Origin of the sequence: Klenkia soli (assembly GCF_900103975.1) — a bacterium.
Classification (GTDB): Bacteria; Actinomycetota; Actinomycetes; order Mycobacteriales; family Geodermatophilaceae; genus Klenkia; species Klenkia soli.
Genome location: NZ_FNIR01000002.1, coordinates 117849 through 142670, shown reverse-complemented (window position 1 = coordinate 142670; position 24822 = coordinate 117849). Strand labels below are relative to the sequence as shown.

The 24822-nt window shown below is 75.5% G+C and carries 28 protein-coding genes; 5 read left to right on the top strand and 23 right to left on the bottom strand.

Annotation, left to right across the window (positions count from 1 at the left end; genetic code table 11):
- Positions 1-3 precede the first annotated feature (3 nt).
- Genes BLS67_RS23650 through mftA form a run of 5 tightly spaced genes read right to left on the bottom strand, consistent with a single transcriptional unit; the run spans position 4 to position 3686 of the window.
- Entirely contained in the window at positions 4-150 is a 147-nt protein-coding gene (locus tag BLS67_RS23650; protein ID WP_165617456.1) for a hypothetical protein, read from the bottom strand.
- Positions 147-1994: a mycofactocin system FadH/OYE family oxidoreductase 1 gene (locus tag BLS67_RS03565; protein ID WP_242653804.1), complete on the bottom strand. Its 1848-nt coding sequence runs from the start codon at positions 1992-1994 to the stop codon at positions 147-149. Before BLS67_RS03565 ends, BLS67_RS23650 begins: the two co-directional genes overlap by 4 nt.
- A 9-nt stretch (positions 1995-2003) precedes the next feature.
- On the bottom strand, positions 2004-3236 hold the full coding sequence (mftC, locus tag BLS67_RS03560; protein ID WP_091239860.1) for a mycofactocin radical SAM maturase: 1233 nt from the start codon (positions 3234-3236) through the stop codon (positions 2004-2006).
- Positions 3233-3568: a mycofactocin biosynthesis chaperone MftB gene (mftB, locus tag BLS67_RS03555; RefSeq protein ID WP_242653802.1), complete on the bottom strand. Its 336-nt coding sequence runs from the start codon at positions 3566-3568 to the stop codon at positions 3233-3235. The genes mftC and mftB overlap by 4 nt, the downstream gene beginning before the upstream one ends.
- A 4-nt stretch (positions 3569-3572) precedes the next feature.
- Positions 3573-3686: a mycofactocin precursor MftA gene (gene mftA / locus BLS67_RS03550; RefSeq protein ID WP_091239858.1), complete on the bottom strand. Its 114-nt coding sequence runs from the start codon at positions 3684-3686 to the stop codon at positions 3573-3575.
- Positions 3687-3782: 96 nt separating this feature from the next.
- Here mftA and mftR point away from each other — a divergent pair, with 96 nt between their 5' ends.
- Positions 3783-4367, top strand: a complete 585-nt coding sequence (mftR, locus tag BLS67_RS03545) for a mycofactocin system transcriptional regulator (RefSeq protein WP_242653800.1) — start codon at positions 3783-3785, stop codon at positions 4365-4367.
- Positions 4368-4490: 123 nt separating this feature from the next.
- On the opposite strand, the gene BLS67_RS03540 is transcribed toward mftR, so the two are convergent.
- Together BLS67_RS03540 and BLS67_RS03535 are read right to left on the bottom strand one after the other, a co-directional pair.
- Positions 4491-5090 (bottom strand): class I SAM-dependent methyltransferase, encoded by a 600-nt coding sequence (locus BLS67_RS03540; RefSeq protein WP_091239852.1) that lies wholly within the window; start codon positions 5088-5090, stop codon positions 4491-4493.
- Positions 5091-5137: 47 nt separating this feature from the next.
- Positions 5138-6091, bottom strand: coding sequence for a serine/threonine dehydratase (locus BLS67_RS03535; RefSeq protein WP_207500236.1), 954 nt, complete (start codon positions 6089-6091; stop codon positions 5138-5140).
- A gap of 171 nt (positions 6092-6262) precedes the next feature.
- Here BLS67_RS03535 and mdo point away from each other — a divergent pair, with 171 nt between their 5' ends.
- The 3 genes from mdo (at position 6263) to BLS67_RS03520 (ending at position 10333) form a co-directional block, all read left to right on the top strand.
- Complete coding sequence (gene mdo / locus BLS67_RS03530; protein ID WP_091239846.1) at positions 6263-7555, top strand: NDMA-dependent methanol dehydrogenase; 1293 nt, start codon at positions 6263-6265, stop codon at positions 7553-7555.
- Positions 7556-7625: 70 nt separating this feature from the next.
- A complete protein-coding gene (locus BLS67_RS03525; RefSeq protein ID WP_242653798.1) occupies positions 7626-8825 on the top strand; it encodes an AAA family ATPase in 1200 nt (399 codons plus the stop codon).
- Positions 8825-10333, top strand: coding sequence for a VWA domain-containing protein (locus BLS67_RS03520; protein WP_091239841.1), 1509 nt, complete (start codon positions 8825-8827; stop codon positions 10331-10333). Before BLS67_RS03525 ends, BLS67_RS03520 begins: the two co-directional genes overlap by 1 nt.
- Here the strand turns inward: BLS67_RS03520 and BLS67_RS03515 are convergent.
- The 16 genes from BLS67_RS03515 to BLS67_RS03440 form a co-directional block, all read right to left on the bottom strand.
- On the bottom strand, positions 10311-11525 hold the full coding sequence (locus tag BLS67_RS03515; RefSeq protein WP_091239838.1) for a cysteine desulfurase-like protein: 1215 nt from the start codon (positions 11523-11525) through the stop codon (positions 10311-10313). The two genes, BLS67_RS03520 and BLS67_RS03515, sit on opposite strands and share 23 nt — an antisense overlap.
- A 120-nt stretch (positions 11526-11645) precedes the next feature.
- A complete protein-coding gene (locus BLS67_RS03510; protein WP_091239836.1) occupies positions 11646-13004 on the bottom strand; it encodes an FAD-dependent oxidoreductase in 1359 nt (452 codons plus the stop codon).
- Positions 13001-14785, bottom strand: coding sequence for a SpoIIE family protein phosphatase (locus BLS67_RS03505; RefSeq protein ID WP_091239833.1), 1785 nt, complete (start codon positions 14783-14785; stop codon positions 13001-13003). Before BLS67_RS03505 ends, BLS67_RS03510 begins: the two co-directional genes overlap by 4 nt.
- Before the next feature lie 75 nt (positions 14786-14860).
- Complete coding sequence (locus tag BLS67_RS03500; protein ID WP_091239830.1) at positions 14861-15508, bottom strand: MadR family response regulator transcription factor; 648 nt, start codon at positions 15506-15508, stop codon at positions 14861-14863.
- Positions 15501-16796, bottom strand: a complete 1296-nt coding sequence (locus tag BLS67_RS03495) for a sensor histidine kinase (RefSeq protein ID WP_131801666.1) — start codon at positions 16794-16796, stop codon at positions 15501-15503. The genes BLS67_RS03500 and BLS67_RS03495 overlap by 8 nt, the downstream gene beginning before the upstream one ends.
- Positions 16793-17995, bottom strand: a complete 1203-nt coding sequence (locus BLS67_RS03490; protein ID WP_091239823.1) for an iron-containing alcohol dehydrogenase — start codon at positions 17993-17995, stop codon at positions 16793-16795. Before BLS67_RS03490 ends, BLS67_RS03495 begins: the two co-directional genes overlap by 4 nt.
- An 89-nt stretch (positions 17996-18084) precedes the next feature.
- Positions 18085-18690, bottom strand: a complete 606-nt coding sequence (locus BLS67_RS03485) for a hypothetical protein (protein ID WP_091239820.1) — start codon at positions 18688-18690, stop codon at positions 18085-18087.
- Entirely contained in the window at positions 18687-19217 is a 531-nt protein-coding gene (locus BLS67_RS03480; protein ID WP_091239814.1) for a DUF6286 domain-containing protein, read from the bottom strand. The genes BLS67_RS03485 and BLS67_RS03480 overlap by 4 nt, the downstream gene beginning before the upstream one ends.
- Complete coding sequence (locus BLS67_RS03475; RefSeq protein ID WP_091239811.1) at positions 19218-19622, bottom strand: Asp23/Gls24 family envelope stress response protein; 405 nt, start codon at positions 19620-19622, stop codon at positions 19218-19220. It abuts the gene before it with no gap.
- Positions 19619-19810, bottom strand: a complete 192-nt coding sequence (locus tag BLS67_RS03470; RefSeq protein ID WP_091239806.1) for a hypothetical protein — start codon at positions 19808-19810, stop codon at positions 19619-19621. The genes BLS67_RS03475 and BLS67_RS03470 overlap by 4 nt, the downstream gene beginning before the upstream one ends.
- Before the next feature lie 24 nt (positions 19811-19834).
- On the bottom strand, positions 19835-20101 hold the full coding sequence (locus BLS67_RS23145; protein ID WP_207500234.1) for a hypothetical protein: 267 nt from the start codon (positions 20099-20101) through the stop codon (positions 19835-19837).
- Between the two features lie 4 nt (positions 20102-20105).
- Positions 20106-20420 carry a hypothetical protein gene (locus tag BLS67_RS03460; RefSeq protein WP_091239802.1) on the bottom strand — a complete coding sequence of 105 codons (315 nt, stop codon included), beginning with the start codon at positions 20418-20420 and terminating at the stop codon, positions 20106-20108.
- Positions 20417-20866 carry an Asp23/Gls24 family envelope stress response protein gene (locus BLS67_RS03455; RefSeq protein ID WP_091239799.1) on the bottom strand — a complete coding sequence of 150 codons (450 nt, stop codon included), beginning with the start codon at positions 20864-20866 and terminating at the stop codon, positions 20417-20419. The genes BLS67_RS03460 and BLS67_RS03455 overlap by 4 nt, the downstream gene beginning before the upstream one ends.
- A gap of 106 nt (positions 20867-20972) precedes the next feature.
- A complete protein-coding gene (locus tag BLS67_RS03450) occupies positions 20973-21422 on the bottom strand; it encodes an Asp23/Gls24 family envelope stress response protein (protein ID WP_091239795.1) in 450 nt (149 codons plus the stop codon).
- A complete protein-coding gene (locus BLS67_RS03445) occupies positions 21419-22036 on the bottom strand; it encodes an RNA polymerase sigma factor (RefSeq protein WP_207500233.1) in 618 nt (205 codons plus the stop codon). Before BLS67_RS03445 ends, BLS67_RS03450 begins: the two co-directional genes overlap by 4 nt.
- Before the next feature lie 48 nt (positions 22037-22084).
- Positions 22085-24259 (bottom strand): putative bifunctional diguanylate cyclase/phosphodiesterase, encoded by a 2175-nt coding sequence (locus tag BLS67_RS03440; protein WP_091239792.1) that lies wholly within the window; start codon positions 24257-24259, stop codon positions 22085-22087.
- A gap of 197 nt (positions 24260-24456) precedes the next feature.
- Here BLS67_RS03440 and BLS67_RS03435 point away from each other — a divergent pair, with 197 nt between their 5' ends.
- Positions 24457-24723: a GlsB/YeaQ/YmgE family stress response membrane protein gene (locus BLS67_RS03435; protein WP_207500231.1), complete on the top strand. Its 267-nt coding sequence runs from the start codon at positions 24457-24459 to the stop codon at positions 24721-24723.
- Positions 24724-24822 lie beyond the last annotated feature (99 nt).

Genomic DNA, 24822 nt, shown 5'->3' with positions numbered 1-24822 from the left:
TCGTCAGGGCCCTCGCGGGGCCGCGGCCATCGGCCGCCCGGTTCGCGGCCTCCAGGCCGCCGGGCCGCGCAGGTACCAGGGCTTGCTGACCAGCAGGGACGCCAGCGCCGGGCGCACCGAGCGCCACCGCACCGCCAGCCGGGCGGTCACGCGGGCACCGCCGCGGCGACGGCGAGGGCGGCGCGGCGGCCCTCGAGGACGGCGTCCAGCACCGTCCGCGGCGCGACGACGTCCCCGGCGAACCGCTCACGGCCCTCGTCGGGCAGCACCCGACCGGGCAGTCGGTGCCCCGCGTCGACGACGACGGCGCAGGTCACCTCGGTGCGCTCCCCGCTCCACCGGTGCTCGAGCACCGCCCGGCCTCCGGCCCAGCCGGTCAGCACGACCGCGGTCACCCGGCGGACCCCGGCGACGGCGAGCCGGCGGTTGGCCTCGACCAGGTCGCCGGTGGGCCCGAGCCGGGCGCCGACGAGGTCGTCCGGGGTGGCGAGGGTGACCGTGCGGCCGGCCGCGGCGAGCAGCTCGGCAACCCCCACCCCGACCGGCCCACCCACCGGGTCGTGCACGAGCACCGGCCCGGGTGGCAGCTCTCGACCGGCCAGCACGTCGGCCGCCGGCACCGCCCCGGGGACGACGGGCACCGCCGCCCGCCCCCCGGTGGCGACGACGTCGGCGTCCTCGACCCGGCCCGGGGTGAACGCGACCCCCAGCCGGGTGCACTCGGCGACCAGCCAGTCGGCGAACGACCCGAAGCGCTCCCGGCCCGGCGCGGCCGCGACGAGCGGCAGCAGGCCGCCGACCGCCGGGGCGACCACCTCGACGTCGTGCCCGCGCAGCGCCAGCACCCGGGCCGCCTCCAGCCCCGCCGGCCCGGCACCGGCCACGACCACGCGGCGTCCCCCGCCGGGGACGGGGACATCGGTGTCGGGCTCGGTCAGCTCGTGGCCGCTGCGGGGGTCGACCACGCAGCTCACCGGGGGGTTGCGGGTGTCGAGCACCTGGCAGGCCTGGTTGCACAGCAGGCACGGCCGGGGACGGCGACCGGCGCGCACGGTGGCCACGAACCCGGCGTCGGCGATCTGCGCGCGGGTCATCTCGACGGCCGCGAACCCGGCGTCCAGCAGCTCCTCCGCGTGCGCCGCCTCGACGACCGACCCCTGCGCCACCACCGGGGTGCCGCCGGCCGCGGCCAGCAGTTCCACGTGGAACGTCGGCGTCCGGTGTGCGGTGGGGCGGTACGCGGCCACGTCGAGGGCGCTGCCGCGGACCAGGGTGAGCAGGTCGACCAGCGGAGCCAGTACGCCGACCAGCGCGGCGCTGCCCTTGGGGGTGAGCCCGGCCCACGGCGCCGACTCGTCCACGCTCAGCCGGAGGGCGAGCAGCCGGTCCGGACCCTGCGCGGTGCGCACGGCGGCCAGCACCTCCCGCAGCAGCCGGGCGCGGTCGGTGCCGTGGCCGTCGTCCCGGTGGTTGGTCAGCCCCGACAGGAACTGGCGCAGCAGCGAACGCGGGCCGGCGTCGACCTCCACCCCGTCCAGCCCGGCGGCGACCGCGGTGGCCGCGGCCCCGGCGAAGCCCGCGGTCAGCTCGGCGATGCGGCCGCCGTCCAGCGGGACCGGCACCTCGCGGGTGACGACGTCCGGGACCCGCGAGGGCCCCCACGGCGGCGCCTGGGTCCAGGCCGACGAGCCCTGTCCACCGGTGTGCGTCAGCCCGGCCAGCACCAGCGTGCCGTGCGGCCGGCAGGCGTCGCCGACGGCGGCCCACCCCGGCCCGCAGTCGGCGGCCAGCGGGGCGCGTTCGTACGGGTGGTCGGAGGGGTGCACCGACGCGCCCTCGACCACGACCACCCCGGCGCCGCCCGCGGCACGGCGCGCGTAGTACGCGACGTGCCGCGGGGACAGCGCCCGGCCGGCGCCGAGGTTGGTCTCGTGCGGACCGAACAGCACCCGGGAGGGCGCACTCCTGCCGGCCAGCAGGAGGGGTTCGGTCAACCGCACGGGCTAGCGCAGGTCCAGCCCGGCCAGCGGCGACTCGTCGCAGATCTTCGCCGGCGGGATCGCCGGCATCCCGAGCAGCGTGGGCTGGCCGCGGACGGGGCCCTTGTGCGAGTGGTCGATGTGCGACTTGGGGGTGACGAGCTCCAGGTCGCGGGCGGCCAGGGCGCTCTCGCCGTAGCCCTGCACGCACTCGGGGTCGGGCCCGTCCAGCGGCAGGCCGGTGAAGAACTTGGCCGCCATGCAGCCACCCCGGCAGGAGTCGAAGTGCTGGCACTTGGTGCAGGCGCCGCCGGTCTGCGGGTTGCGCAGGTCGGCGAACAGCTCGCTCTGCTGCCACACGGTCTGGAAGCCGCCGGGGCTGCGCACGTTGCCGGCCAGGAAGTTCTCGTGGATGGCGAACGGGCAGGCGTAGACGTCCCCGACCGGGTCGATCAGGCACACCACGCGCCCGGCGCCGCACAGGTTCAGCCCCGGCAGGGCCTCACCGAACGCCGAGAGGTGGAAGAACGAGTCCCCGGTGAGCACGCCGTCGCCGTTGGCCAGCAGCCACTGGTACAGGTCCTTCTGCTGGGCCATGGTGGGGTGCAGCTCGTCCCACACGTCGGCCCCGCGGCCACTGGGTCGCAGCCGGGTGATGCGCAGCTGGGCGCCGAAGGAGTCGGTGAGGGCCTTGAACGCGTCGAGCTGGCCGGCGTTCTCGCGGGTGACGACGACGGAGACCTTGAAGTCCTTCATCCCGGCCTCGGCCAGGTTCTCCAGCGCGGTGATCGCCGTGGCGTAGGAGCCGACGCCGCGCACCCGGTCGTTGACCGCTGCGGTGGCGCCGTCCAGGGAGATCTGCACGTCGACGTAGTCGGTGCGGGCCAGCTGGGCGGCGCGGGCCTTGTTCAGCTTCACGCCGTTGGTGGAGAACTTGACCCCGACGTCGTGGCCGATGGCGTAGTCCAGCAGGTGCCAGAAGTCCGGCCGCACGGTCGGCTCGCCACCGCCGACGTTGACGTAGAAGACCTGCATGCGCTGCAGCTCGTCGATGACCGCCTCGGCCTCGGCGGTGGACAGCTCGCGCGGGTCACGGCGCCCCGAGGAGGACAGGCAGTGCGCGCACGCCAGGTTGCAGGCGTAGGTGAGCTCCCAGGTCAGGCAGATCGGGGCGTCCAGGCCGTACTCGAACTGGTCGATCAACTTGCCGCCGGTCGGCCGCTGGGTCGGGGCGCGGGTGGGCAGGACAGCGGTCACGACGGGTCCCTCCTGGTGATCATCTGCGAGCGGGACAAGGTGGCCAGCGCGGTGACGTAGGCCGGGTGCTGGGCCTCGGGGACGTCGCAGGCGCGCAGGGTGCTGGGGACGTCGGGGTGCTCGCCGAGCGCCTTCACCACCGCCACCAGCGGCTGGGACTTCAGGAACGACAGCTTGCGGTTGCCGAAGTGGTAGACCAGCGCGCCGAACGGCTCCGGGCGCAGCGCCACCGACGGCGACTTCTGCCACGGCAGGGACGGGTCGAAGGGGAGTTCATCCGCGGGGATCGTGACCGGGCCCGTGTCGGGCCCGGTCACGAGGGTGTCGGCCAACGGCTCAGTACACGCCGCACATGCCGTCGATGGAGACCTCCTCCACCAGGGACTCCTCGACGAGGACCTCCTCGGCGGTGGGGGCGGGGGTCTCGGCGGCCTGCGTCTGCTCGGGCACGGGTGCCTCCTGGTGAGCTGGGTCACGGACCACCAGGACGCTAGTGGCACCGAGTGCCACGCCACAAGTGGGGGCGGCGGGAGGATGATCGGCGCCGTGACCGAGTCCGCCGTCGATGCCCGCGAGGCCACCCGCGCCCGCATCGAGGCAGCCGCCCTCGACCTGTTCACCAGCCGGGACTTCGAGACCGTCACCGCCGACGAGGTCGCCGACGCCGCCGGCATCAGCCGCCGCACGTTCTTCCGGCACTTCGCCACCAAGGCCGACGCCGTGTGGGGCGACTTCCACGCCCACGTCGTCCGGCTCGAGGAGCTGCTGGCCGCGACCTCGGACGACCAGCCCGTGCTGGCCTCCATCTGCGCCGCCTACGTCGAGGTCAACGACTACCCCGGCGCCGACCTCCCGCTGCTGCGCGAGCGCATGCGGCTCATCCTCACCGAGCCGGCGCTGCAGGCCCACTCGCAGGTGCGCTACGCCGACGTCGACCAGGTGGTCGCCGAGCACGTCGCCCGCCGCACCGGGTGCCGCCCCGAGTCGCTGGTCCCCCGCCTGGTCGCGCTGTCCACCCGCGCCGCCGCCACCACCGCCTTCGAGACCTGGCTGGCCGGCGACGGCTCCCTGGCCGACGACCTGCACGCCGCTTTCGACCAGTTGGCGGGTGGCTTCCCGACGCTGAGGTAGGCGGTGCACACGGTCGCCCTTCGGGCTCCGACCGCGGCCAGGAGCCGTTCCCGACCACGCCGAGCCGATCCGCTCGCTCCTCCGGGGAGCCTCCGGCCCCCCGTCGTCGCGAGTCCCCAGGGGTCACCTCGATCGTGTGCGGTCGAGGGCGAGGCCGAGGAACTCGGGGAGGTCGGCCAGGGTGCGGTGGTGCACGCCCACCCGCGCGCGGACGGCGTCCCCGGTGTGCGCCGTCCGCTCGGCCCACCCGCTGCGCGCGTAGCCCGGTCGCACCAGCACGCCGTCCTCGCGCGGCTCGGCGAACGGGTGCACGAAGCAGGGGTGCACCCCGACCAGCACGAACCGTCCGCCCGGCCGCAGCACCCGGGCCGCCTCGCGGACCAGCCCGGGCAGGTCGGGGACGTCGGTGTGGGTGAGCACCGTGGCGACCAGGTCGACGCCGCCGTCGGTGACCGGCAGCGCCGTCGCATCGGCCAGGGCGACCGGCAACCGTCCGCGGGCGTGGCGGAGCTGGTCGGCGCTCAGGTCGACACCCACCACCCGCTCGGCGCGGTCTGCCAGCACGGCCACCTGGCGCCCGGTGCCGCAGCCGACGTCCAGCGCCGTCCCGACCCGGTCCGGCAGCAGCTCGGCCAGCACCTCCCCGGCCGCCGCCATGGCCCCGGCGCCGGCGCCGGTCCACCAGGCGTCGTACCAGTCCGCGTGCCCGTCGTAGCGCGCCATGGCCGGTCAACGCGCCGCTGACGGCTCCGGTGCCCGGCCCCCGGCGCTCAGCCGGGCATGCCCGGGGCGTTCGGCGCCAGGGTGGCGGGGTCGGTGTTCGCGCCGCACAGGATCGTCACCACCCGTTCGCCCTGGGCCGGCCGGTAGCCACCGGTCGCCAGGGCGGCCACCGCGGCCGCGGCCGCGTGCTCGACGGCCAACCGGTGCTCCTCCCACAGGTGCAGGCGGGCGGCCACGACCGCGTCGTCGTCGACCAGCACCGGGACGACGTCGGCCGCGGCCGCGGCGGCCAGCGCCAACGGGGTCACCCGACGGGCGCCCAGGGAGTCCGCGGCGACCGACCGCACCGGGACGTCCACCGGTCGTCCCGCCGTCAGCGCGGCGGCGAACGCCTGGCAGCCGACCGGCTCGACGGCCACCACCCGCACCCCGGCCGCGGCGGCCACCGTGGCGACCCCGGCGAGCAGACCCCCGCCGCCGACGGCCACCACCACGGTGTCGACCCCGCCGGGCGTCGTCGCGAGCACCTCGGTCAGCAGGGTGCCCGCGCCCGCGGCGATCAGGGGGTGGTCGTAGGCGTGCGAGGCCAGGGCGCCGCTGGCCGCGACGTGCTCGGCGGCCGCCTCGGCGGCGTGCGCGTACTCGGTGCCGACCTGCACGACGCGGGCCCCGTAGCCGCGCAGCCGGTCCACCTTCACGGCGGGCGCGGTCTCCGGGACGAAGACGGTGGCCGGGACGCCGTGCCGGGCCGCGGACCAGGCGCAGGCCAGCCCGGCGTTGCCGCCGGAGGCGATGACCACCCCGGCGTCGGGCAGGGTCCCGGCGGCCAGGTGCGCGGCGACCAGGTTGGCCGCGCCCCGGGCCTTGAACGTGCCGGTGTGCTGCAGGTGCTCGGCGGCGAACCACCGGTCGGGCCGGTCGGCGGGGAGCAGCGCCACGGGTCGGACCACCCCGGCGATCCGGGTCGCCGCGGCGTCGACGTCGTCGGTGGTGATCGGCACCGGCCCAGCATGCCCGGGGAGCTGCCCGGTCGGGCAGGTGCACCTGCCCGACCGGGCGGACCTCGGGCTCCGACCGGCCGGTAGGCACCTCCGACCCCTCCCCGGCGGTGTGAGCTGGGCCATACGGTCCGCCCGACCCGGCACCGCCGCCGTTCGAGGAGGGATCCACCCATGCAGGTCGAAGAACTGCTCAAGCCGTTCCCGATCAAGGAGTTCCACCCGTTCCCCCGGGCCATGCTCGGGCCGGGTGCGCACGAGCTGATCGGCCCCGAGGCCCTCAAGCTGGGCTTCAAGAAGACGCTGATCATGACCTCGGGCCTGCGCGGCACGAACATCGTGGAGAAGATCAGCGAGTCCATGAAGTGGCACGGCCTCGACGTCGTGGTCTACGACCAGGTGGAGTCCAACCCCAAGGACTACAACGTCATGGACGCCGTGAAGCTCTACCAGGAGAACTCCTGCGACAGCTTCGTCTCCATCGGTGGCGGCTCCAGCCACGACGCCTGCAAGGGCGCCCGCATCTCGGTGGCCCACGACGGCCGCAGCGTCAACGAGTTCGAGGGCTTCAACCAGAGCGAGAACCCGAAGAACCCGCCGCACATCGCCGTCTCGACCACGGCCGGCACCGGCTCGGAGACGTCCTGGGCCTACGTCATCACCGACACCACCACCGACCCGGACAACCCGCACAAGTACGTCGCCTTCGACGACACCTCGGTGACCACGCTGGCCATCGACGACCCGGTCCTCTACTACGACTGCCCGGTCGACTACACGGCCCAGTGCGGGTTCGACGTCCTGGCGCACGCGTCGGAGCCCTACGTGAGCCGGCTGAACTTCCCGCCGTCCATGGGCAACGCGCTGTACGCCGTGAAGCTGACCGCCGAGAACCTGCGGGCAGCGGTCTGGAACGGCCAGGACCTCAAGGGCCGCGAGGGCATGATGCACGCCCAGTACATCGCCGCCCAGGCCTTCAACTCGGGCGGGCTGGGGATCATCCACTCGATCAGCCACGCGGTGAGCGCCTTCTACGACACCCACCACGGCCTGAACAACGCCATCGCGCTGCCCCGCGTCTGGGCGTTCAACATGCCCACCCAGTACAAGCGGTTCGCCGAGATGGGCGCCGCGATGGGCGTGGACACCTACGGCATGACCGACGTCCAGGCCGCCGACGCCGCCCTGGCCGCGGCCATCCGGCTGCTCCGCGACGTCGGCATCACCGAGAAGTTCACCGAGGTCACCAAGGACAGCTACTCGAAGAACCGGCTGGGCACCGGCCCCACGAAGTTCTACGAGAACACCGGGGTCATCGCCGGGGACGCCGCCGACGTCGACCGCATCACCAACCACGTCCTCGGCGACGCCTGCACCCCCGGCAACCCCAAGGAGTGCACGTTCGAGACGGTGCGCCCGGTGGTCGAGCACTGCATGAACGGCGACCTGGACGACCTCCTCTCCTGACCCACCCCTGATGGAGTCCCAGCGCTCGGGGAACGATGCGCTGGGACTCCACCAACCCCTTGGAGCGCCCGTGCCCGACCCCCGCCCCGACGACTTCACCGACGTCGACGACGTCGCCCGCGCCTTCGCCGAGCACGGCTACGTCACCGACCGCCGGCTGGCCACCACCACGTTCGTCATGAGCCGGCTGGGCAAGCCGCTGCTGCTGGAGGGCCCGGCCGGGGTGGGCAAGACCGAGCTGGCCAAGACGCTGGCCCGCGCCACGGGCCGGAAGCTGCTGCGCCTGCAGTGCTACGAGGGCCAGGACGAGACCAAGGCGCTCTACGAGTGGGACTACGGCAAGCAGCTGCTCTACACCCAGATCCTGCGGGACAAGGCCGCCGAGCTGCTGGTCGACACCGCGTCGATGGCCGAGGCCGTGGACCGGGTCGCCGAGCAGGACAGCGCCTTCTTCTCCGAGCGGTTCCTCGCCGCCCGCCCGCTGCTGGAGGCGGTGCGCTCCCCCGAGCCCGTCGTCCTGCTCATCGACGAGGTGGACCGGGCCGACGAGGCGCTGGAGGCGGTGCTGCTGGAGATGCTCGCCGAGTACCAGGTGTCGGTGCCCGAGATCGGCACCTTCGTCGCCGAGCACGCGCCCTACGTGATCCTGACCAGCAACAACACCCGCGACCTGTCGGCCGCGCTCAAGCGCCGCTGCCTGCACCTGTTCCTCGAGTACCCCGACGCCGAGCGCGAGCTGGAGATCCTGCGCTCCAAGAAGACCGGCCTGGACGACGCCGCGGCCACGACGCTGGTCGACATCGTCCGCGGGCTGCGTGGGTTGGACCTGCGCAAGTCGCCGAGCATCTCGGAGACCATCGACTGGGCGCGCACGCTCGCCGTCCTCGGGGTGACCGAGCTGGAGGCCGGCGTCCTGGCCGACACCGTCTCCGTCGTCGCCAAGTACGAGCGGGACGTCGAGCGCTCCCGCGCCGCGCTGCCGAAGCTGCTGGACCCCAACGCGGTCGTCCCGGAGCACCGGCACGACCACGGGGCGCACTCCCACAGCCACGGGGAACACAGCCACGGGGACGACGACGAGGGCCCCGCCCGGCGAGCCGCCAAGGACCAGCCCGGCCGGCACGACGACGAGTACTACGGGCAGCGGGCCAGCGGGTCGGGCGACGACAAGGCCGGCGGTGCCCGGGAGATCCCGCCGACCACCCGCGGGGTCACGTCGTCCCAGGGTTCCCGGTCCTTCCGCGGCAGCGCCCGCCGCCGTCCGGTCTGATGGAGGGCGCGCTGCACCGGTTCGTCCGGCTGCTCCGGCTGCGCGGCATGCGGATCTCGACCGCCGAGGCCGTCGACGCGTTCGCCGCGGCCGCCGCGGTGGAGGTCAGCGACCGGGCGGCGCTGGAGGCCGCGCTGGGTGCCGCGCTGCTCAAGGACCGCCGGGACACCGAGGTCTTCGCCGACACCTTCGCGAGGTTCTTCACCCTGCGGAAGGTGACCGAGGACGACGAGGGCCACAGCCACGCCCACGACGACCTGGTCGACGAGGGCGAGCTGACCCGCATGACCTGGTCCCAGGAGCCCGGGGCCGAGCCCGAGCAGGGCCACAGCCACGGCAAGCCGATGGACATCCGCGACTACTTCGACGCCGAGGACCTCACCCAGCAGTACAACCTGCACCAGGAGGCCAACAAGGTCGACCTGGCCTCGCTCACCCAGCAGATCGTGCTGAGCAGCGAGCCGGTCGGCAGCGCCGACGGCCAGGAGAACGTGCAGGTCGAGGTCGGCCGGCTGCACGACCCGGGGCTGCCCGGCGACCTGGTGCGGGCCGGCGGCACCCAGCTGGACGTCGAGCTGTCGGTCGCCCAGCAGCAGGCGCTGCGGGACTGGCTGGCGAACCCGGTCGACGACCTGGACCCCGAGGTGGCCGAGGCCCTGCGCCGCCAGCTGGCCGGGGTCATCGACGACCTGCCCGAGCTGCTGGCCGCCCACCTGCAGAAGCTGGCCGAGATGACCGACCTGGCCATCGAGGAGCGCGAGCTGCGGGCCGCCCCGGTGCAGCGGGTGACCGAGGCCGAGCGGGCCAGGATCGAGGAGTCGCTGCGCCGGCTGGCCACCTCCTTGCACGGCGGGCTGACGCACAAGAAGCAGCGCTCGAGCCGGGGCCGGATCAACGTCAGCCGCACGATGCGGTCGAACATGCGCTACGACGGCGTCCCGTTCCGGCCGGTCACCACCCGGCTGGGCGAGGACAAGCCGCGGCTGGTCGTCGTCGCCGACGTCTCGCTGTCGGTGCGCACGACGGCCCGGTTCACCCTGCACGTCGTGCACGCCCTGCAGGACCTCTTCGCCCAGGTGCGCACCTTCGCGTTCGTCGACGACGTCGTCGAGATCACCGACCTGTTCGACGAGCACCCGCTGGAGCACGCCCTGGGCCTGGTGTTCGGCGGCGACGTCATCGACGTGGACGCCACCAGCGACTACGGCACCGTGTTCGCGAAGCTCGCCGGCGAGCACAGCGGCGCCTTCACCCGCCGGACGACGCTGCTCGTGCTCGGCGACGGCCGGGGCAACGGCAACGCCCCGCGGGTCGACGTCTTCGCAGACCTGGCCCGCCGGGTGCGCGAGACGATCTGGCTGACCCCGGAGCCGAGGTACTCGTGGGCGCTGGGCGGCTGCGACCTGCCGGCCTACGCCGACTCGTGCGACCGGGTCGAGGTCATCCGCGACATGTCCGGCCTGGAGGGCTTCGCCACCGACGTCGTCACCCGGGCGAACGCTCGCTGAGGAAGCCGCGCAGGTTGTCCAGCAGGCGGTCGACGTCCCCCTGGTCGGTGTAGGGGGCCAGCCCGATCCGCAGACCGCCGGTGTCGCCCAGGCCCAGGTGGCGGGAGCACTCCAGCGCGTAGAACGACCCCGCCGGCGCGTTCACGCCCCGGGCGGCCAGGTAGCGGTATGCGTCGGAGGAGTCCAGACCGTCGAAGGTGACCAGCAGGGTCGGCGTCCGGTGCTCGGCCCGCGACCGCACGGTCACCCCCGGCAGCGCGAGCAGCGCCGCCTCCAGCGACACCCGCAACGCGTCCTCGTGCTCCTCGACCGCCTGCATCGCGGCCAGCAGCCGCTCGCGGCGGGTGCCGTCCGGCCCGGCGATCCCGGCCAGGACGTCGACCGCGGCCGTCGTCCCCGCCAGCAGCTCGTAGGGCAGCGTGCCCAGCTCGAACCGCTCGGGCACGGCGTCGGTGGAGGGCAGCAGCTTGTCCGGGTGCAGCGTGCGCAGGAACTCCGGGTCGGCGACCAGCACACCGCAGTGCGGGCCCAGGAACTTGTACGGCGAGCAGACGAAGGTGTCGCAGCCCAGGTCGGCCAGGTCGACGGGGGCGTGCGCGGTCAGGTGCACGCCGTCCACGTGCAGCAGCGCCCCGGCGGCGTGCGCCACCCCGGCGATGCGCTGCAGCGGGGGCCGGGTGCCGATCAGGTTCGAGGCGCCGGTGACGGCCACCAGCCGGGTGCGGTCGGTGACCACGGCGGCGACGTCGTCGGCGGTCAGCTCGCCCGTGGCGGGGTCGAACCCCGCCCACCGCACGGTCGCCCCGACCCGCTCCGCCGCCTGCACCCATGGCCGGATGTTCGCGTCGTGGTCCAACCGGGTGACCACGACCTCGTCGCCGGGGCCCCACCCGGCCGACAGCACCCGGGCGAGGTCGTAGGTCAGCTGCGTGGCGCTGCGGCCGAAGACCACGCCCCCGGCGTCCCCGCCCACCAGGTCGGCGATCGCCCGGCGGGCGGCCACCACGACGTCGTCGGCGTTCCGCTCGGCCTGCGTCGTCGACCCGCGGTTGGCGGTGGGCTGGACCAGCGCGGCGTGGACGGCGTCGGCCACCGCGGTGGGCACCTGCGTGCCGCCGGGCCCGTCGAAGTGCGCCGCACCCCCGAGCAGGGCGGGGAACTGCGCACGGAGGACGGCGACGTCGAAGCTCATGCGCCGATCCTCCCGCTCGCCGTCCTCCCCCGCCGAAGTCCGTCCTCCGCCACCAGACCTGGTGGCGGAGGCGTGAGGTGGACCAGGGGCCCTGATCATCGCTGGACGGGCAGGGTGGGGTCAGGCTCGGGGGCCGACGGCGGCGACGACGCGGTCCGGGCGGACCAGCACCCAGCGGTCGCGCAGCGCCGGGCCCAGGTCGGGGAGCGCGCCGCGGTGCAGCACCCGTGGCCGCGCCCCACCGGGCAGCGGCGGCACCACCGGCACCTCCGTGGAGCAGACCAGCAAGGCCCACCCCGGGCCGAGGACGTCGTCCAGCCGGCGCCCCCGCTTCAGCGGCACGTCGGGCACCAGCCGGCCCACCCCGTGCGCCGGGCCCAGGCGGGGACGGCGGACCCACGGCCCGCGCCGCAGCGGTGGGGACCCGGCGGCCAGCAGCGTGCGCGGCAGCAGCCGCAGCACCAGCCGCCGCAGCCGGGCGGCCCGGGGGCCACCGGCGGTCATCAGCCAGCCGGTCAGCGCGGCCAGCCGGACCAGCGACCGGGCGTGCGCCGCGCGCTCGGCACCGTGGGTGTCCAGCAGGGAGTCCGGCGCCCCGGCGAGGACGGCGTCGACCTTCCACGCCAGCTGGTGCGCGTCGCGCAGCCCCAGCCCCAGGCCCTGGCCGATGAACGGCGGGGTGAGGTGGGCGGCGTCCCCGCACAGCAGGACCCGGCCCGACCGCCACCGCCGGGCGACCTGCGCGCCGTAGGTGTACTCCGCCGCCCGGACGACCTCGCACGACGACGCCCCGAACCGGGCCAGCTCGGCGGGCAGGTCGACCGGGCCGTCGGCCAGCCGGAACTCGGCCCGGTAGCGCAGGCCCGCGACCGGCATGAAGGTGGCCGCCCGCCCGGGCCCGCACACCTGGTGCACCCCGGGCCAGACGGGCAGCGGCTGCTCGGCCAGCAGGTCGACGACGAGCCACCGGTCCGGGCGGGCGATCCGGCGGGGGCGCGGGCCCACCGCGCGGGCCACGGTGCTGCGGGCGCCGTCGCACCCGAGCACGGCGTCGGCGACCAGCTCGGACCGGTCCGTCACGACCCGCGCACCGTGGCGGGTGCGCCGCACCGAGCGCACCTCGACACCGGTCACGAGCTCCGCGCCCGACCGCTCGAGCGCGGCCCGCAGCAGGTCCTCGAGGTCGGGCTGGTGGAACATCCCGGCCGCCCCGGGGTCGCGGGGGAACTCGGCCAGCACCCGGTGGTCGGCGTCCAGCAGCCGCAGCCCGGCACCCGGGGCGCTGATCCGCGCGAAGTCCACGCCGGCGTCGGCCAGCACCCGCTGCGCCTCGGCGTCCAGGTGCACCGCGCGCGGGAGCGTCGAGGGCTCGGCCCGCCGCTCCAGCACCTGCACCTCGTGCCCCCGGTGGGCCAGCAGCAGGGCCGCGGTGAGGCCGACGGGCCCGGCCCCCACGACGACCACCCGACCGACGGTCACCGGGTCGACGCGGGCACCTCGGCGGGGTGCCGGTACAGCAGAAGGGCGACGTCGTCATCCTGGTCGTCGGCCAGCAACTGGTCCACCAGCACCGCGGCCAGGACGTCCGGGGCCAGGGCCCGGCCGTCGACCACCGCCCGCACGGCCCGTCCGATGCCCTCGTCCAACGCCTCGGCCCGGCGCTCGACCAGGCCGTCGGTGTAGAGCAGCAGGCTGTCGCCGGCCCGCAGCGGGACCTCCGCCTCGGGCCGTACCCGGCCCGGCAGCACGGCCAGCGGCAGCGACTGCGCGCCGTCGAGCATCGCGACGTCGCCACCGGCCCCGGTCAGGACGGCGGGCAGGTGCCCTGCGCTGCTGTAGCGGAGCGTGCCGGCGGTGCGGTCGACGATCGCGCAGAACACCGTGCTGCAGGTCGCGCCGGGCACGAGCGCGGCGAACCGGTCGAGGGCCGAGAGCACCTGCGCCGGCCCGTTGGCCTCGAGCAGCAGCGCGCGACCGGCGCTGCGCAGCTGCCCCATCACGGCGGCGGCCGGCAACCCACGGCCGACGACGTCGCCCACGACGACGCCGAAGACGCCGTCGGCCAGCTCGACGACGTCGTACCAGTCGCCGCCGACCTCCAGCGCGCTGGCCGCGGGCTCGTACCGGACGGCGAACCCGGCGGGCAGCTCGACCCGGCCCAGGATCGACCGCTGCAGCGTCACCGACACCTCGGTGGCCGCCCGGGCGACCTCGCGCTCGGCCTCGGCCCGCTCGGCAGCCCGGCGGCGCTCGGCCTCATAGGCCTGCGCGTCGGTGACGACCGCGGCCACCTGTCCGGCGACCAGCTCGAGGAAGGCCAGGTAGGGCTCGTCCAACCGCAGGTTCGGGGCGATCCCGGCGACCAGCACGCCGACCGGCGCGGACTGCCCGGCCACCGTCAGCGGGAGGGCGACAGCGGTGTCGACCCCGGCCGAGCCCAGGGCGTCGGGGCCGGGGGGCACCAGCCCGGGCATGCGCTCGGCCAGCCCGGACTCGACCGTCGGTGACCCGCTGGTCAGCGCCCGCCAGGCCCAGTCGGCGACGGTGCCCGAGGGCAGCCGGTCGACCAGCGGGACCGGGGGCGGTGTGGAGCCCCACGTGGTGGCCGCGAGGTGGGCGGCGCGGCCGTCGGGGTCGAGCAGGTAGACCAGGCCGAAGGGGACGTCCTCGGTCGCGCCGGCCAGCGAAGCCATCGCGGCCTGGGCCGCGAGGTCGCGGTCACCGTGCCGGCCCGCCGCGATGCCCGCGAACCCCTGCAGCGCCGTCATCCGACGGGCCCCCAGGACCCGGCCGGTGGTGTCGGTGGTCGTGTTCAGCACCCCGGCCACCGTGCCGTCGGGTTCGACGATCGGCGAGTAGGCGAAGGTGAACCAGGTGGCCTCGTCGAACCCGTGCCGGTGCATGAGCAGCGGCAGGTCGACGTCGTAGGTGGCGGTGCCGGCCAGCACGCCTTCGAGTCGGTCGCGGAGGACCGGCCAGAGCTCGGCCCAGACCTCGGCGCACGGCCGGCCCATCGCGGTCGGGTGCTTGTCGCCGAGGATCGGGGCGTAGCCGGCGTTGTAGACCATGACCAGCTCGGGCCCCCACATGACGAGCATGGGGAAGGGGTTGTTGAGGCAGATCCCGACCGCGGCCCGGAGCGAGTCCGACCAGCCGCTGACCGGCCCGAGCGGCGTGCGCTCCCAGTCGGTGGCCAGCACGAGCTCACGGATCTCGTCGTCGATCCCGTGGGTGAACAGCGTCGCGGTCTGGTCCGGCACCTGCTCCCCCGTCGTCCGGTCCGGTGAACCCCCTCGATCATGCCCCACGACAGGGCAACCGGCCCGGAGGCCGCGTCAGATGAGCCCCAGCTTGGAGCCCGCGTAGACCGCCTCGGCGCGGCGGGACACCGCGAGCTTGCGCAGCACGTTGCCCACGTGGAACTTGGCCGTGGTCGCCGAGATGAACAGCTCGCGGCCGATCCCCTCGTTCGACAGGCCCCGGGCCAGCAGCGCCAGCACCTCCCTCTCCCGCCCGGTGAGGTCGGACCCGTCGGGACCCGACGACGGCGTGGCCAGCGACCGCACCACCACCGCCGCGCTGTGGCTGTCGAAGGCCGACTCCCCGCGGCGGACCGCCCGGATGGCGGCCACCAGCGCGACCGCGTCGACGTCCTTGAGCACGTACCCCCGGGCGCCGGCCTGGATGGCCTGCAGCACCAGCCGCTGGTCCAGGAACGTGGTCACCACCAGCACCCCGGGGGCCGGGACGGTGCTCGTGAGCTCGCCGCACAGGGCCAGGCCGGCGACGTCGGACTCCGCGGACAGCTTGAGGTCCAGCAGCACGATGTGCGGTCGCTCGCGGGCGACCAGGTCCAGCGCCTCGGCGGCGGTGGCGGCCTCGCCGACCACCCGGATGTCGGCCTCGCGCTCGAGGATCGACCGCAGCCCCTGCCGCACGATGGCGTGGTCGTCGACCACGACCAGCCGGATGGCCTCAGCCACCGCCCACCTCCAGCGGGAGCCGGACCTCGACCCGGACGCCACCCATGCGGGCCCGCGCGATGGTCAGCACGGCGCCGACCTCGCGGGCCCGGGAGGCCATGTTGACCAGTCCGCGGTGCTGGCCGGCGTCCTCGCGGAGGGCCCGGCGCAGGGTCTCGGGCGAGCCGTGGCCGTCGTCGGAGACCGAGAGCCGCAGCTCCCCCGGGCGGTGGGCCAACCGCACGGTGCACCGGGTGGCCCCGGCGTGCCGGGAGACGTTGAACAGGCACTCGGCGGCGATCTTCGACATCGCCTCGACGACGGCCGCGGTGAGCTCGACCGGCCGGCCCTCCACCCGCACGGCGACGGCCAGCTCGGGGTGCTCGGCCGGGAGCCGGGCCAGCAGCGTGGGCAGGCCGGGGTCGTCGTGGTCGCTGGACAGCGCGTGGATGGCCCCGCGCAGCCGCTCGACCGCTTCCCGGGTGAGCGCCTTGGCGTGCCCCAGGCGCTCGTGCACCTCCCGGTGGTGCTCGACCTCGGGCCGGCACCACTCGATGGTCATGCCGGCCGACAGCACGTGCTGGGCCACGCTGTCGTGCAGCTCGCGCGCGATGCGGTGCCGCTCGACGTCGACCGCCTCGCGCCGGGCCGCGTCGTCCAGCCGACGCTCGGCCTCGGCCAGCTGCCGGTGCCGCTCGGCGAGGTCCCGGGCCCGCTGCTCGGCCTCGGCGTAGAGCTGCTCGGTCTGCCGGCGCAGCGCCTCGGACCCGGCGAGCAGGTGGTCGCTCAGCAGCGCCACCGCCGACTGGTTGGCCACGATCCGCAGGATGGCGAGGTCCGCCGGGGAGGCCGGCGACCGCGGCCCGACCCAGGCGACCAGTGCGCCGGTCGACCCGTCGTCGACCACCAGGGGGACGACGACCGCGCCGTCGGCGTCCTGCCAGGGCTCGACCACCCCGGCGGCCAGCGCCCCCGCGACGGCACGGCGCACCCCGCCGGGCAGCTCGGCCAGCTCGTGCACCGGGTCGCCGGACGGGCCACGGGCGACCAGGCGGGGTCGGGCCAACGGCAGCGCCTGCTCGCCGAGCGCGAGCACCACCCAGGCGGCGCCGAGGTGCTCGGCGGTGGCGTCGACGACGGCCCGGCACAGCGCGTCGGCGCCGCGGCCGGTGGCGCTGAGCACCTGGGCGATGTGGTCCAGCGACCCCAGCGCGCGGGTCAGCTTGTCGGCGGTGTGCCGGTACTCGGCGTACCAGGAGGGCTTGGACGAGCGCAGCCCGGTGAGCTCGCTGATGCCCGGCGCGGTCACATCGCCGCCCGGAAGAGCTCGGCGACGTCGTCGGCGTCCGCTTCCCGCGGGTTGGTCGACAGGCACGCATCGGCCAGCGTGGTCACCGACAGGGTGGCCACGTCGGCGGGGCGCACGCCGAGCTCGGCCAGCCCGCCGGGGCACCCGAGGTCGGCGGCCAGCGTCGCCACCGCGTCGGCGGCGGCCTCGGCCGCGGCGGCCGGGGACAGCCCCGCGGTGTCGACCCCCAGCGCCGCGGCGACCGGGCCGAACCGGTCGGGGCCGGTACGGGCGTTGAAGCGCATGACGTGCGGCAGCAGCACCCCGTTGACCACGCCGTGCGGCAGGTCCAGCAGGCCGCCGACCTGGTGGCTCATCGCGTGCGTCGCGCCCAGGATCGCGTTGGTGAACGCCAGGCCCGCCTCGAGGCTGGCCTGGGCCATCGCGGTGCGGGCGGCCGCGTCGTCGGGGTGGCTCAGGGTGCGGCGCAGGTTGGCCGCGATCAGCTCGACGGCGTGCAGCGCGTGCACGTCGGTGAGCGGGCCGTGCGCCCGGGACACGTAGGCCTCGACCGCGTGGGTGAGCGCGTCCAGGCCGGTCGCGGCGGCGAGGTCGGCCGGCATGGTGGTGAGCAGCCGGGGGTCGGTGATGGAGATGTCGGGCACCAGGGCCCGGCCGATCAGCGTTGCCTTGACCAACCGGGCGGTGTCGGTGATGACGGCGAACTGCGAGACGTCGGCGCCGGTGCCCGCGGTCGTCGGGCACATGAGGGTGGGCGGCAGGGCGAGACCGACCTTGTCCACGCCCTCGTAGTCGCCGATCGCGCCGCCGTTGCTGGCCACCACGGCGATGGCCTTCGCCGCGTCGATGACCGACCCGCCGCCCAGCCCGACCACGACGTCGCAGCCGCTCTCGGCGTAGGCCCGGGCACCGGCCGCCACCTCGTGGTCCTTCGGGTTGGGCGTGAGGTCCTGCCAGACCGTGCCCACCAGGCCGGCGGCGGCCAGGTGCTGCTCCAGCTCCCCCCACCACCCGGCCGCGAGCAGCCCGTCGTCGGTGACGACGAAGGGACGCCGGGCACCCAGCCGACGGGCGGCGTGCCCGGCCTCCGAGAGGGCCCCCCACCCGAAGACGACCTCGGGCACCAGGTACTTGCTGAACGGGCCGGCGGCCGACACCGGCGGGGCCGGCAGCCCGGACGTGCCCAGCACGGCGGTCATGGCGGACCTCCAGACCGTGGTCGGACGGCGGTCCCCGAGGCTATCCCGTCAGGACCGCCGGTGGTGACCGCCGTCACGTCCGTGCAACGTCAGCCCAGGGCCCGGGCCGTGCTGCGGGGCAGGTCCAGCTCCACCCGCGCGGGCAGCCGCTCGACCTCGAGCGCCTGCCGGGCATGGGCCAGCACCTCGCCGCTGATCGCCCGGTGCACCTGGGCGGGGTCGACCCGGCCGTCCAGCCGCACCCGCAGGTGCAGCCGCGGCGCCGAGGAGGTGCCCGACAGGTGCGCCGACGCCCGGGTGACCCCGGCCAGGTCGCCCACCTCGTCCTCGACCGCCCGGGTCAGCGCCGTCCCCTCGAGCAGCGTGCGGCCGCCGGCGGGGTCGTCGTCCAGCCGGAGCCGGGCGAGCCGGTCCGTGCGGGCCTGCGCCACCAGCCACCACGCCGAGAGCGCGGCGACCAGCAGCGCGGCCACCCCGACCACGGGCCAGAACCAGCCCGTGCGGGCGACGTCGTCGACCGGTGGGTCGACCACGGCGCGGTCGGCCTGGTCGGCACCGAGCACACCCAGCCCGACCAGCAGGGTGAAGGCCCCCGCGGCGAGCAGGAGCAGGGCCAGCACGGTGAGCACCGAGCGGTTGACCCGGACGGCGCCGGGCGTGCGCGTGACCGGCGCGAGGGCCGCGGGGCCGCTCATGCCGACACCCGCTGCAGGTCGACGTCCAGCTTCGGGGCGGCGACCAGCCCGAGGGACTGCAGCGCGACGCCGGCCCGCTCGCGCACCACGGACTCCAGGTCGCCGGTCTCGCGCAGCGCCGTGCGCACGGTCAACGTGGCCGTGCGGCGGCCGACCGAGGACCGGGTGCCGTCGACGCCGGACAGGCCGGCCACCGACTGCTCGAGGGCCCGGCCCACGCCGGTGCGGGAGACCGCGGTGACGACGTCGTCGTCCTCCGTCGCCACGACCAGCAGGGTCCTGCGGCGGGGCTTGAGCTCCAGCACGAGCATCAGCAGGCCGAGGACGGCGAGCACGCCGCCGATGGTCAGCACGGCGCCGCTGGACCAGGTGTGGTCGCGCAGCCAGGACGCGGTGCCCTCGTAGGGCACGAGCAGGTGGCCGGGCCGGCCGAGCAGGCCCTGCACCACCTCGGCGGCCACCAGGATCCCGCCCGCGAGACCGACCAGGCCCAGGACGAGGGCCAGGACGCGGTCGACGCTGCGCACTCAGACCACCCTCTTCTGCTCGGGGGCGCGCTCGACGACGAGCGCCGCCACGTGGACGTCGATCCGCGCGCTGCGCAGGCCGACCAGGGTGACCAGCCGCTCGCCGACGTGCTCGCGGACCCGGCGGGTGACCTGGCGGACCGGAGCCGGCCAGGACACGGACATGTCGATCTCGACGGTGGCCTCCTCGCCGTGCACCCGGGCGGACACCCGGGGCCGGTCGGCGCTGCTCACCGCGACCCCCAGCACGCGCCGGGCGGTGCCGGTGGCGGCGTCCACCTCGGCGGCGGCCGCGGCGGCGATCCGCTCGACCACCCGGTCGGCGATCGTCGTGCGACCCCGGTGCTCCGGTTCCGGCAGCGGGTCGGCGGCCGGGGCCGGGACCGCTGCGGTCGGCGTGGTCACCGGTCCCGGCGGGAGCGGTCGCCGGAGCCCATCAGGGAGGAGAGGTCGAGCTGGCCCTCGACGACCTTGCCGGCCACGAAGCCGAGCGCGGCGAGGACGGCGACGAGGACGAAGGCGCCGAAGCCGCCGAAGGCCCCGGCGATGCCGAGGACCATCCCGACGACGAGTCCGACTGTGCTGGGACGCATGGGGGTCTCCTGGAGGTAGGTGGTTCAGCTGAGCCGGGTGGAGCGGGAGGCCGTCCGGCGGGCCCGGCGCCAGCGACGCAGCAACCGGACCGGTGCCGTCCGCAGCCGCCGGGTGGCGACGACGGTGACCGGCGGGGCCGAGGCCGGGGTGCGGCCGGCCCGGAGGGCGGCGAGCCCGGCGGCGAAGGCCACCGGGTCGCCGCCGACGTCGGGGTGGTGCGCCCGGACGAAGGCCCGCTCGGCCGCGCGCCGGGAACGCAGGGCGGCGGGGTCGGGTCCGGGGGTGGTCACGGGATCAGTCCTCGACGTCCTCGAGGTGCACGTCGACCCGCGAGCCGGGGACGACCACGACCAGCGCGGTCCGGACCTGCTCGGCCGCCTCGGCGACCGGCACCCCGGCGCGGACCACCAGGTGCACGGCCACGTCGGGCGCTCCGCCGCCGGCCACCTCGCGGACCACGACCCCGGTCACCCGCCCGCCCGGCAGGTAGGTGCCGGCGGCGCCGAACGGCCCGCCGGAGAGCCGGACGACGGCCGGGCACGCGAGCACCGCCGCGGCGACGACCTGCGGGTCGACGCCGGCGACGAGGGCGCGGCCCGGGGAGGTCACTGGACCCGGCTCGGCGTGGGCTCGGCGTCGTCGCCGGACTCGTCGGAGGGCAGGTGGATGTCGTCGACGGCGATGTTGACCTCGACCACCTGCAGGCCGGTCATCTGCTGCAGGCTCTGGATGACGTTGCGGCGGATGCCCGCGGCGAGGTCGGCGATGGCCACGCCGTACTCGACGACCACGTCGATGTCGACGGCGGCCTGGGTCTCGCCGACCTCGACCGAGACGCCCTGGCTGACGTTCGGGCCGCCGGAGCCCGGGATGCGCTCGCGGATGGCGCCGAACGCGCGGGCGGTGCCGCCGCCGAGCCGGTAGACGCCGTGCACCTCGCGCGCGGCCATGCCGGCGATCTTGGCCACCACGGTGTCGGCGATCGTGGTCTTGCCCTGGCTGGAGACCAGCTCGGTCGAGGTCTTCGCGGCGTCGGACTTGGTGGACTCGGTCATCGTCGGTCCCTTCGGTTGCTGGCCCGAGCGCAGGCCGGTTCAGGGGTGCTCGATGGGTTGGAGTCGCCCGGGCGGCATTCCTCACGCCGACGTGGTGTGACCTGCCTCACTCCACCAGGTCGTCGACGTGGACGTCGACCGCGACCACCTCGACGCCGGTCAGCTCCCGCACCGCACCGACGACCGACCGGCGCACCTGCTCGGCCAGCGACGGCAGCGGGACGCCGGCCCGGACGGTGAGCCCCAGCTCGACGACGACCCCGTCGACGCCGTCCGCCGACGCCCGGCTGGTCGCCCCGCCGACGCCGTCGACCGCGGCGGCGGCCCGGCGGGCGACCAGTGCGACCACCCAGCCGGCCACCCGGGTACGCCCGCCGGGCTGCACCAGCACGGCGTGCCAGTCGTGGCCGGCCAGCCCGTCGACGCGCTCGACGACCCGGCCGGCCAGCCCGGAGGGCACCGGCTCGGCCTCGGCGGCCAGCTCGCGCAGCGCGCCGTCCAGCTCGGCCCCGTCGACGGGGTCCTCCTCGTCGTGGCGGAGCGCGTCGCCGGTCATCGCCAGCCCCGCAGCTGCTCGAGCAGGGACCGCCGGGCCCGGGCGACCCGGCCGCGCAGGGTGGGCTCGGACACCTCCAGGGTGCGGGCGGCCTCGGCGTAGGACAGGCCCTCGAACTGGACCAGGACCAGGGCGGCCCGCTGCTCGAACGGCAGCTCCCGGACGGCGACCCGCAGGGCGTCGGTGCGGGCGGTGGTGAGGGCTCGGGCCTCGGGTTGCTCGTGCTCCGGCACGGGTTCCTCCCCGGTCAGCGGGACGGTGGACCGGCGCCGGGCCAGCAGCTGGCGGGCGGCGTTGGTGGTGATCCGGTGCAACCAGGTCGCGAAGCCGGCCTCCCCGCGGAAGCCGGGCAGCGCCCGCCAGGCCGAGACCAGCGCGTCCTGGGCGACGTCCTCGGCGGCGGCCCGTTCGCCGACCAACCGGTGGGCGAGCCGGAAGACCTGCTGCTGGTGCCGGGCGACGAGCACCTCGAAGGCCGCGACCGACCCGCCCTGGGCCCGCCGGACGAGGTAGTCGTCGTCCAGGTGGCGACCGTCGGAGAAGGCCGCGTCGACGTCGGACGGGAGGGCCGTCCCGCGCGACCTCCCGGGCGACGACGCACCCCACCCGGTCACGCCCCGACCCCTGCCCCGGCGGCGGGGTGGTCAACCCCCTGGGCGGGATCAGGGGGCGGGGACCCCCCGCTCCGCGCCGTTCAGCAGGGCAGCCGCCTGCACCAGCGGCACCGGCCGGGACCACAGGTACCCCTGGCCGTAGGTCGCGCCGGCCGAGGTCAGCCAGGTCGCCTGGTCGCGGTCCTCGACCCCCTCGGCCACCGTCGTCAGGTGCAGCGAGTGACCCATGGCGATGATCGCCTCGGCCAACGAGGCGCCCTGCTCGTCGCGCACCACGTGGTCGACGAAGGACTTGTCCACCTTGAGGACGTCGACCGGCAGGTCGCGCAGGTAGGACAGCGAGCTGTAGCCGGTGCCGAAGTCGTCGATGGCGATCCGGATCCCGGTGGCCCGCAGCTGCGCCAGCAGCGGGGCGACCACGTCGGCACCGGCGAGGACCGCGGTCTCGGTGATCTCGAGGACCAGCAGGTGCGGGGCGAGCCCGCTCTCGGCCAGGGACGCGTGCACCAGGTCGACGAACCCCGGGGCGGTGAGCTGGGCGACCGCGACGTTCACCGACATGGCGACGTCCGGGCGGCCCGGCTGCTGCAGCGCCACCGCCGAGCGGCAGGCCTCCTGCAGCACCCACGTGCCCAGCGGCACGATCAGCCCCGACTCCTCGGCCAGCGGCACGAAGTGCACCGGGGCCAGCAGCCCCCGCTCGGGGTGCTGCCAGCGGACCAGCGCCTCGAAGCCGTGCACGGTGGGCGCGAGGCCGTCGTCCAGCCCGAGGGTGATGGTCGGCTGGTAGTGCAGCACCAGCTCCCCCGCGCCCAGCGCGCGCTCCAGGTCGGCCCGCAGCTGCAGCCGCTCCAGGGCGGCCGAGTGCAGCGACGCCTCGTAGACGGCGGTGGCCCGCTTGCCGCCGTCCTTGGCCAGGTACATCGCCACGTCGGCGTGCTGCAGCAGCTCCTCGGCGGTGACGCCCTCGGCGAGGACGTCGGCCAGCCCGATGCTGGCGCTGACCGAGACCGTCTCGCCCTCGACGACCACCGGCTGCGCGAGCCACTCGTGGATGCGGTCGGCGACCTCGCGGGCACCGGCCAGCCCGGTGTCCTCCAGCAGCAGGGCGAACTCGTCACCGCCGAGCCGGGCCACGGTGTCGCCCTCGCGGGCCACCGTCCGCAGCCGGGACGCGACCTCCAGCAGCAGCTGGTCGCCCGCGGCGTGCCCGAGCCGGTCGTTGACGTCCTTGAAGTCGTCCAGGTCGCAGAGCACCACGGTCAGGTCGCGCGACCCCCGACGGCGCAGGGCGTGCTCGAGGCGGTCGCCCAGCAGCCGGCGGTTGGACAAGCCGGTGAGCGGGTCGTGCAGGGCCTGGTGGGTCAGCTGCGTCTCCAGCTCCACGCGGGCGGTGACGTCGCGCAGGGTCAGCACGAGACCGGCCACGCCGGGGTCGGCGAGCAGGTTGGTGAAGACGCCCTCCACGTGCACCGTGCGGCCGTCGTCCCGGGTGAGCCGGAACCCGACCTCGGCGTCGCCCTCGGGGCGGGCGTCCAGCAGCGCCACCAGCGGCTCGGCGTCGGCCCGCCGCACCCGGTCGTGGATGGCGGTGCCCAGCAGCTCGGCGACGGGGACGCCGAACAGGCCGGCGGCGGAGTCCGTGGCGTAGCTGACCCGACCGTCGGTGCCCAGCACGACGATGACGTCGGCGCTGCGCCGGACCAGGCTGGCCAGGCGGCCCTCGCTGGCCACCAGCGCCGCCTGCTCGGTGACCTCGGCCTGCAGCCGGCGGTGCCGCGAGACCAACCGGCGGAACCAGAACATCCAGCCCACCGAGGCGACGACGAGCATGCCCGTGTAGGCGAGGGCGGCCTGGGTGTCCAGCGACGAGCTGTGGTCGGCGAGGTCGGCGGACAGCGCCGCGACGTCCGCGCGCGCCTCGTCGACCGAGCCGTCGGCGGCGGCGCGGAGCACCTGCACCTGGTCGCCGTCGGCGCCCGCGGCGGCCAGGCGGGCGGCCGCGGCGTCCAGGAGGGCGGGCAGGTCCCGGGGTGCCGAGTCCAGCGTCCCGGCCAGCTCGGCGACCACCACGCGCTGCTGCGCGACGGGCGTGGCCCGGGCGTACACGCCGTAGAGCAGGACGAACTCGACCCCGATCACGGCCAGGGTGCCGAGCACGGTGAGCAGGATGCGCCACGGCGACCCCTGCGGGGTCGGTCCGGCGTCCTCGTGCTGCGTCATGGTGCCTCCGTGCGGTGCCCCTCGGCACCTCGCACGGGGTTTCGGCACAGGAACGTCTGCCCTTGACCCCGCGCGACCGGCCTGACCCCACCGGGTGAGCCCGGCCGCCGAGGGTTGGGGGCGACCCCGGCCGGGTAGCCGTGCTCCACCCGTGGCCGTCATGCATGTGCGGTCACCCCACGTCAGGAGCACCAACCATGGGCATCATCGGCTTTCTCGTCTTCGGGCTTGTCGTCGGCGCCGTCGCACGCCTCATCAAGCCCGGCAAGCAGAACCTCTCGATCCTGGCCACCCTCGGCCTGGGCGTCGTCGGCTCGCTGATCGGCGGTGTCGTGGCCACCCTGCTGGGCACCGGCTCGTTCACCGAGCTGAACATCCTGGGTGCGATCGTCGCGATCGTCGCCGCCGTGCTGCTGATCGGCGTCGCCGAGGGCGTCTCCGGCAAGCGGTCCGTGCGCAGCTGAGCCACCCTCGACCCGACGGCCCCGGATGCGTGCTGGTATCCGGGGCCGTCGCACGTCCGCACCCGGGTGTCACGGATCGGTGACGAGGTCCACCGGACC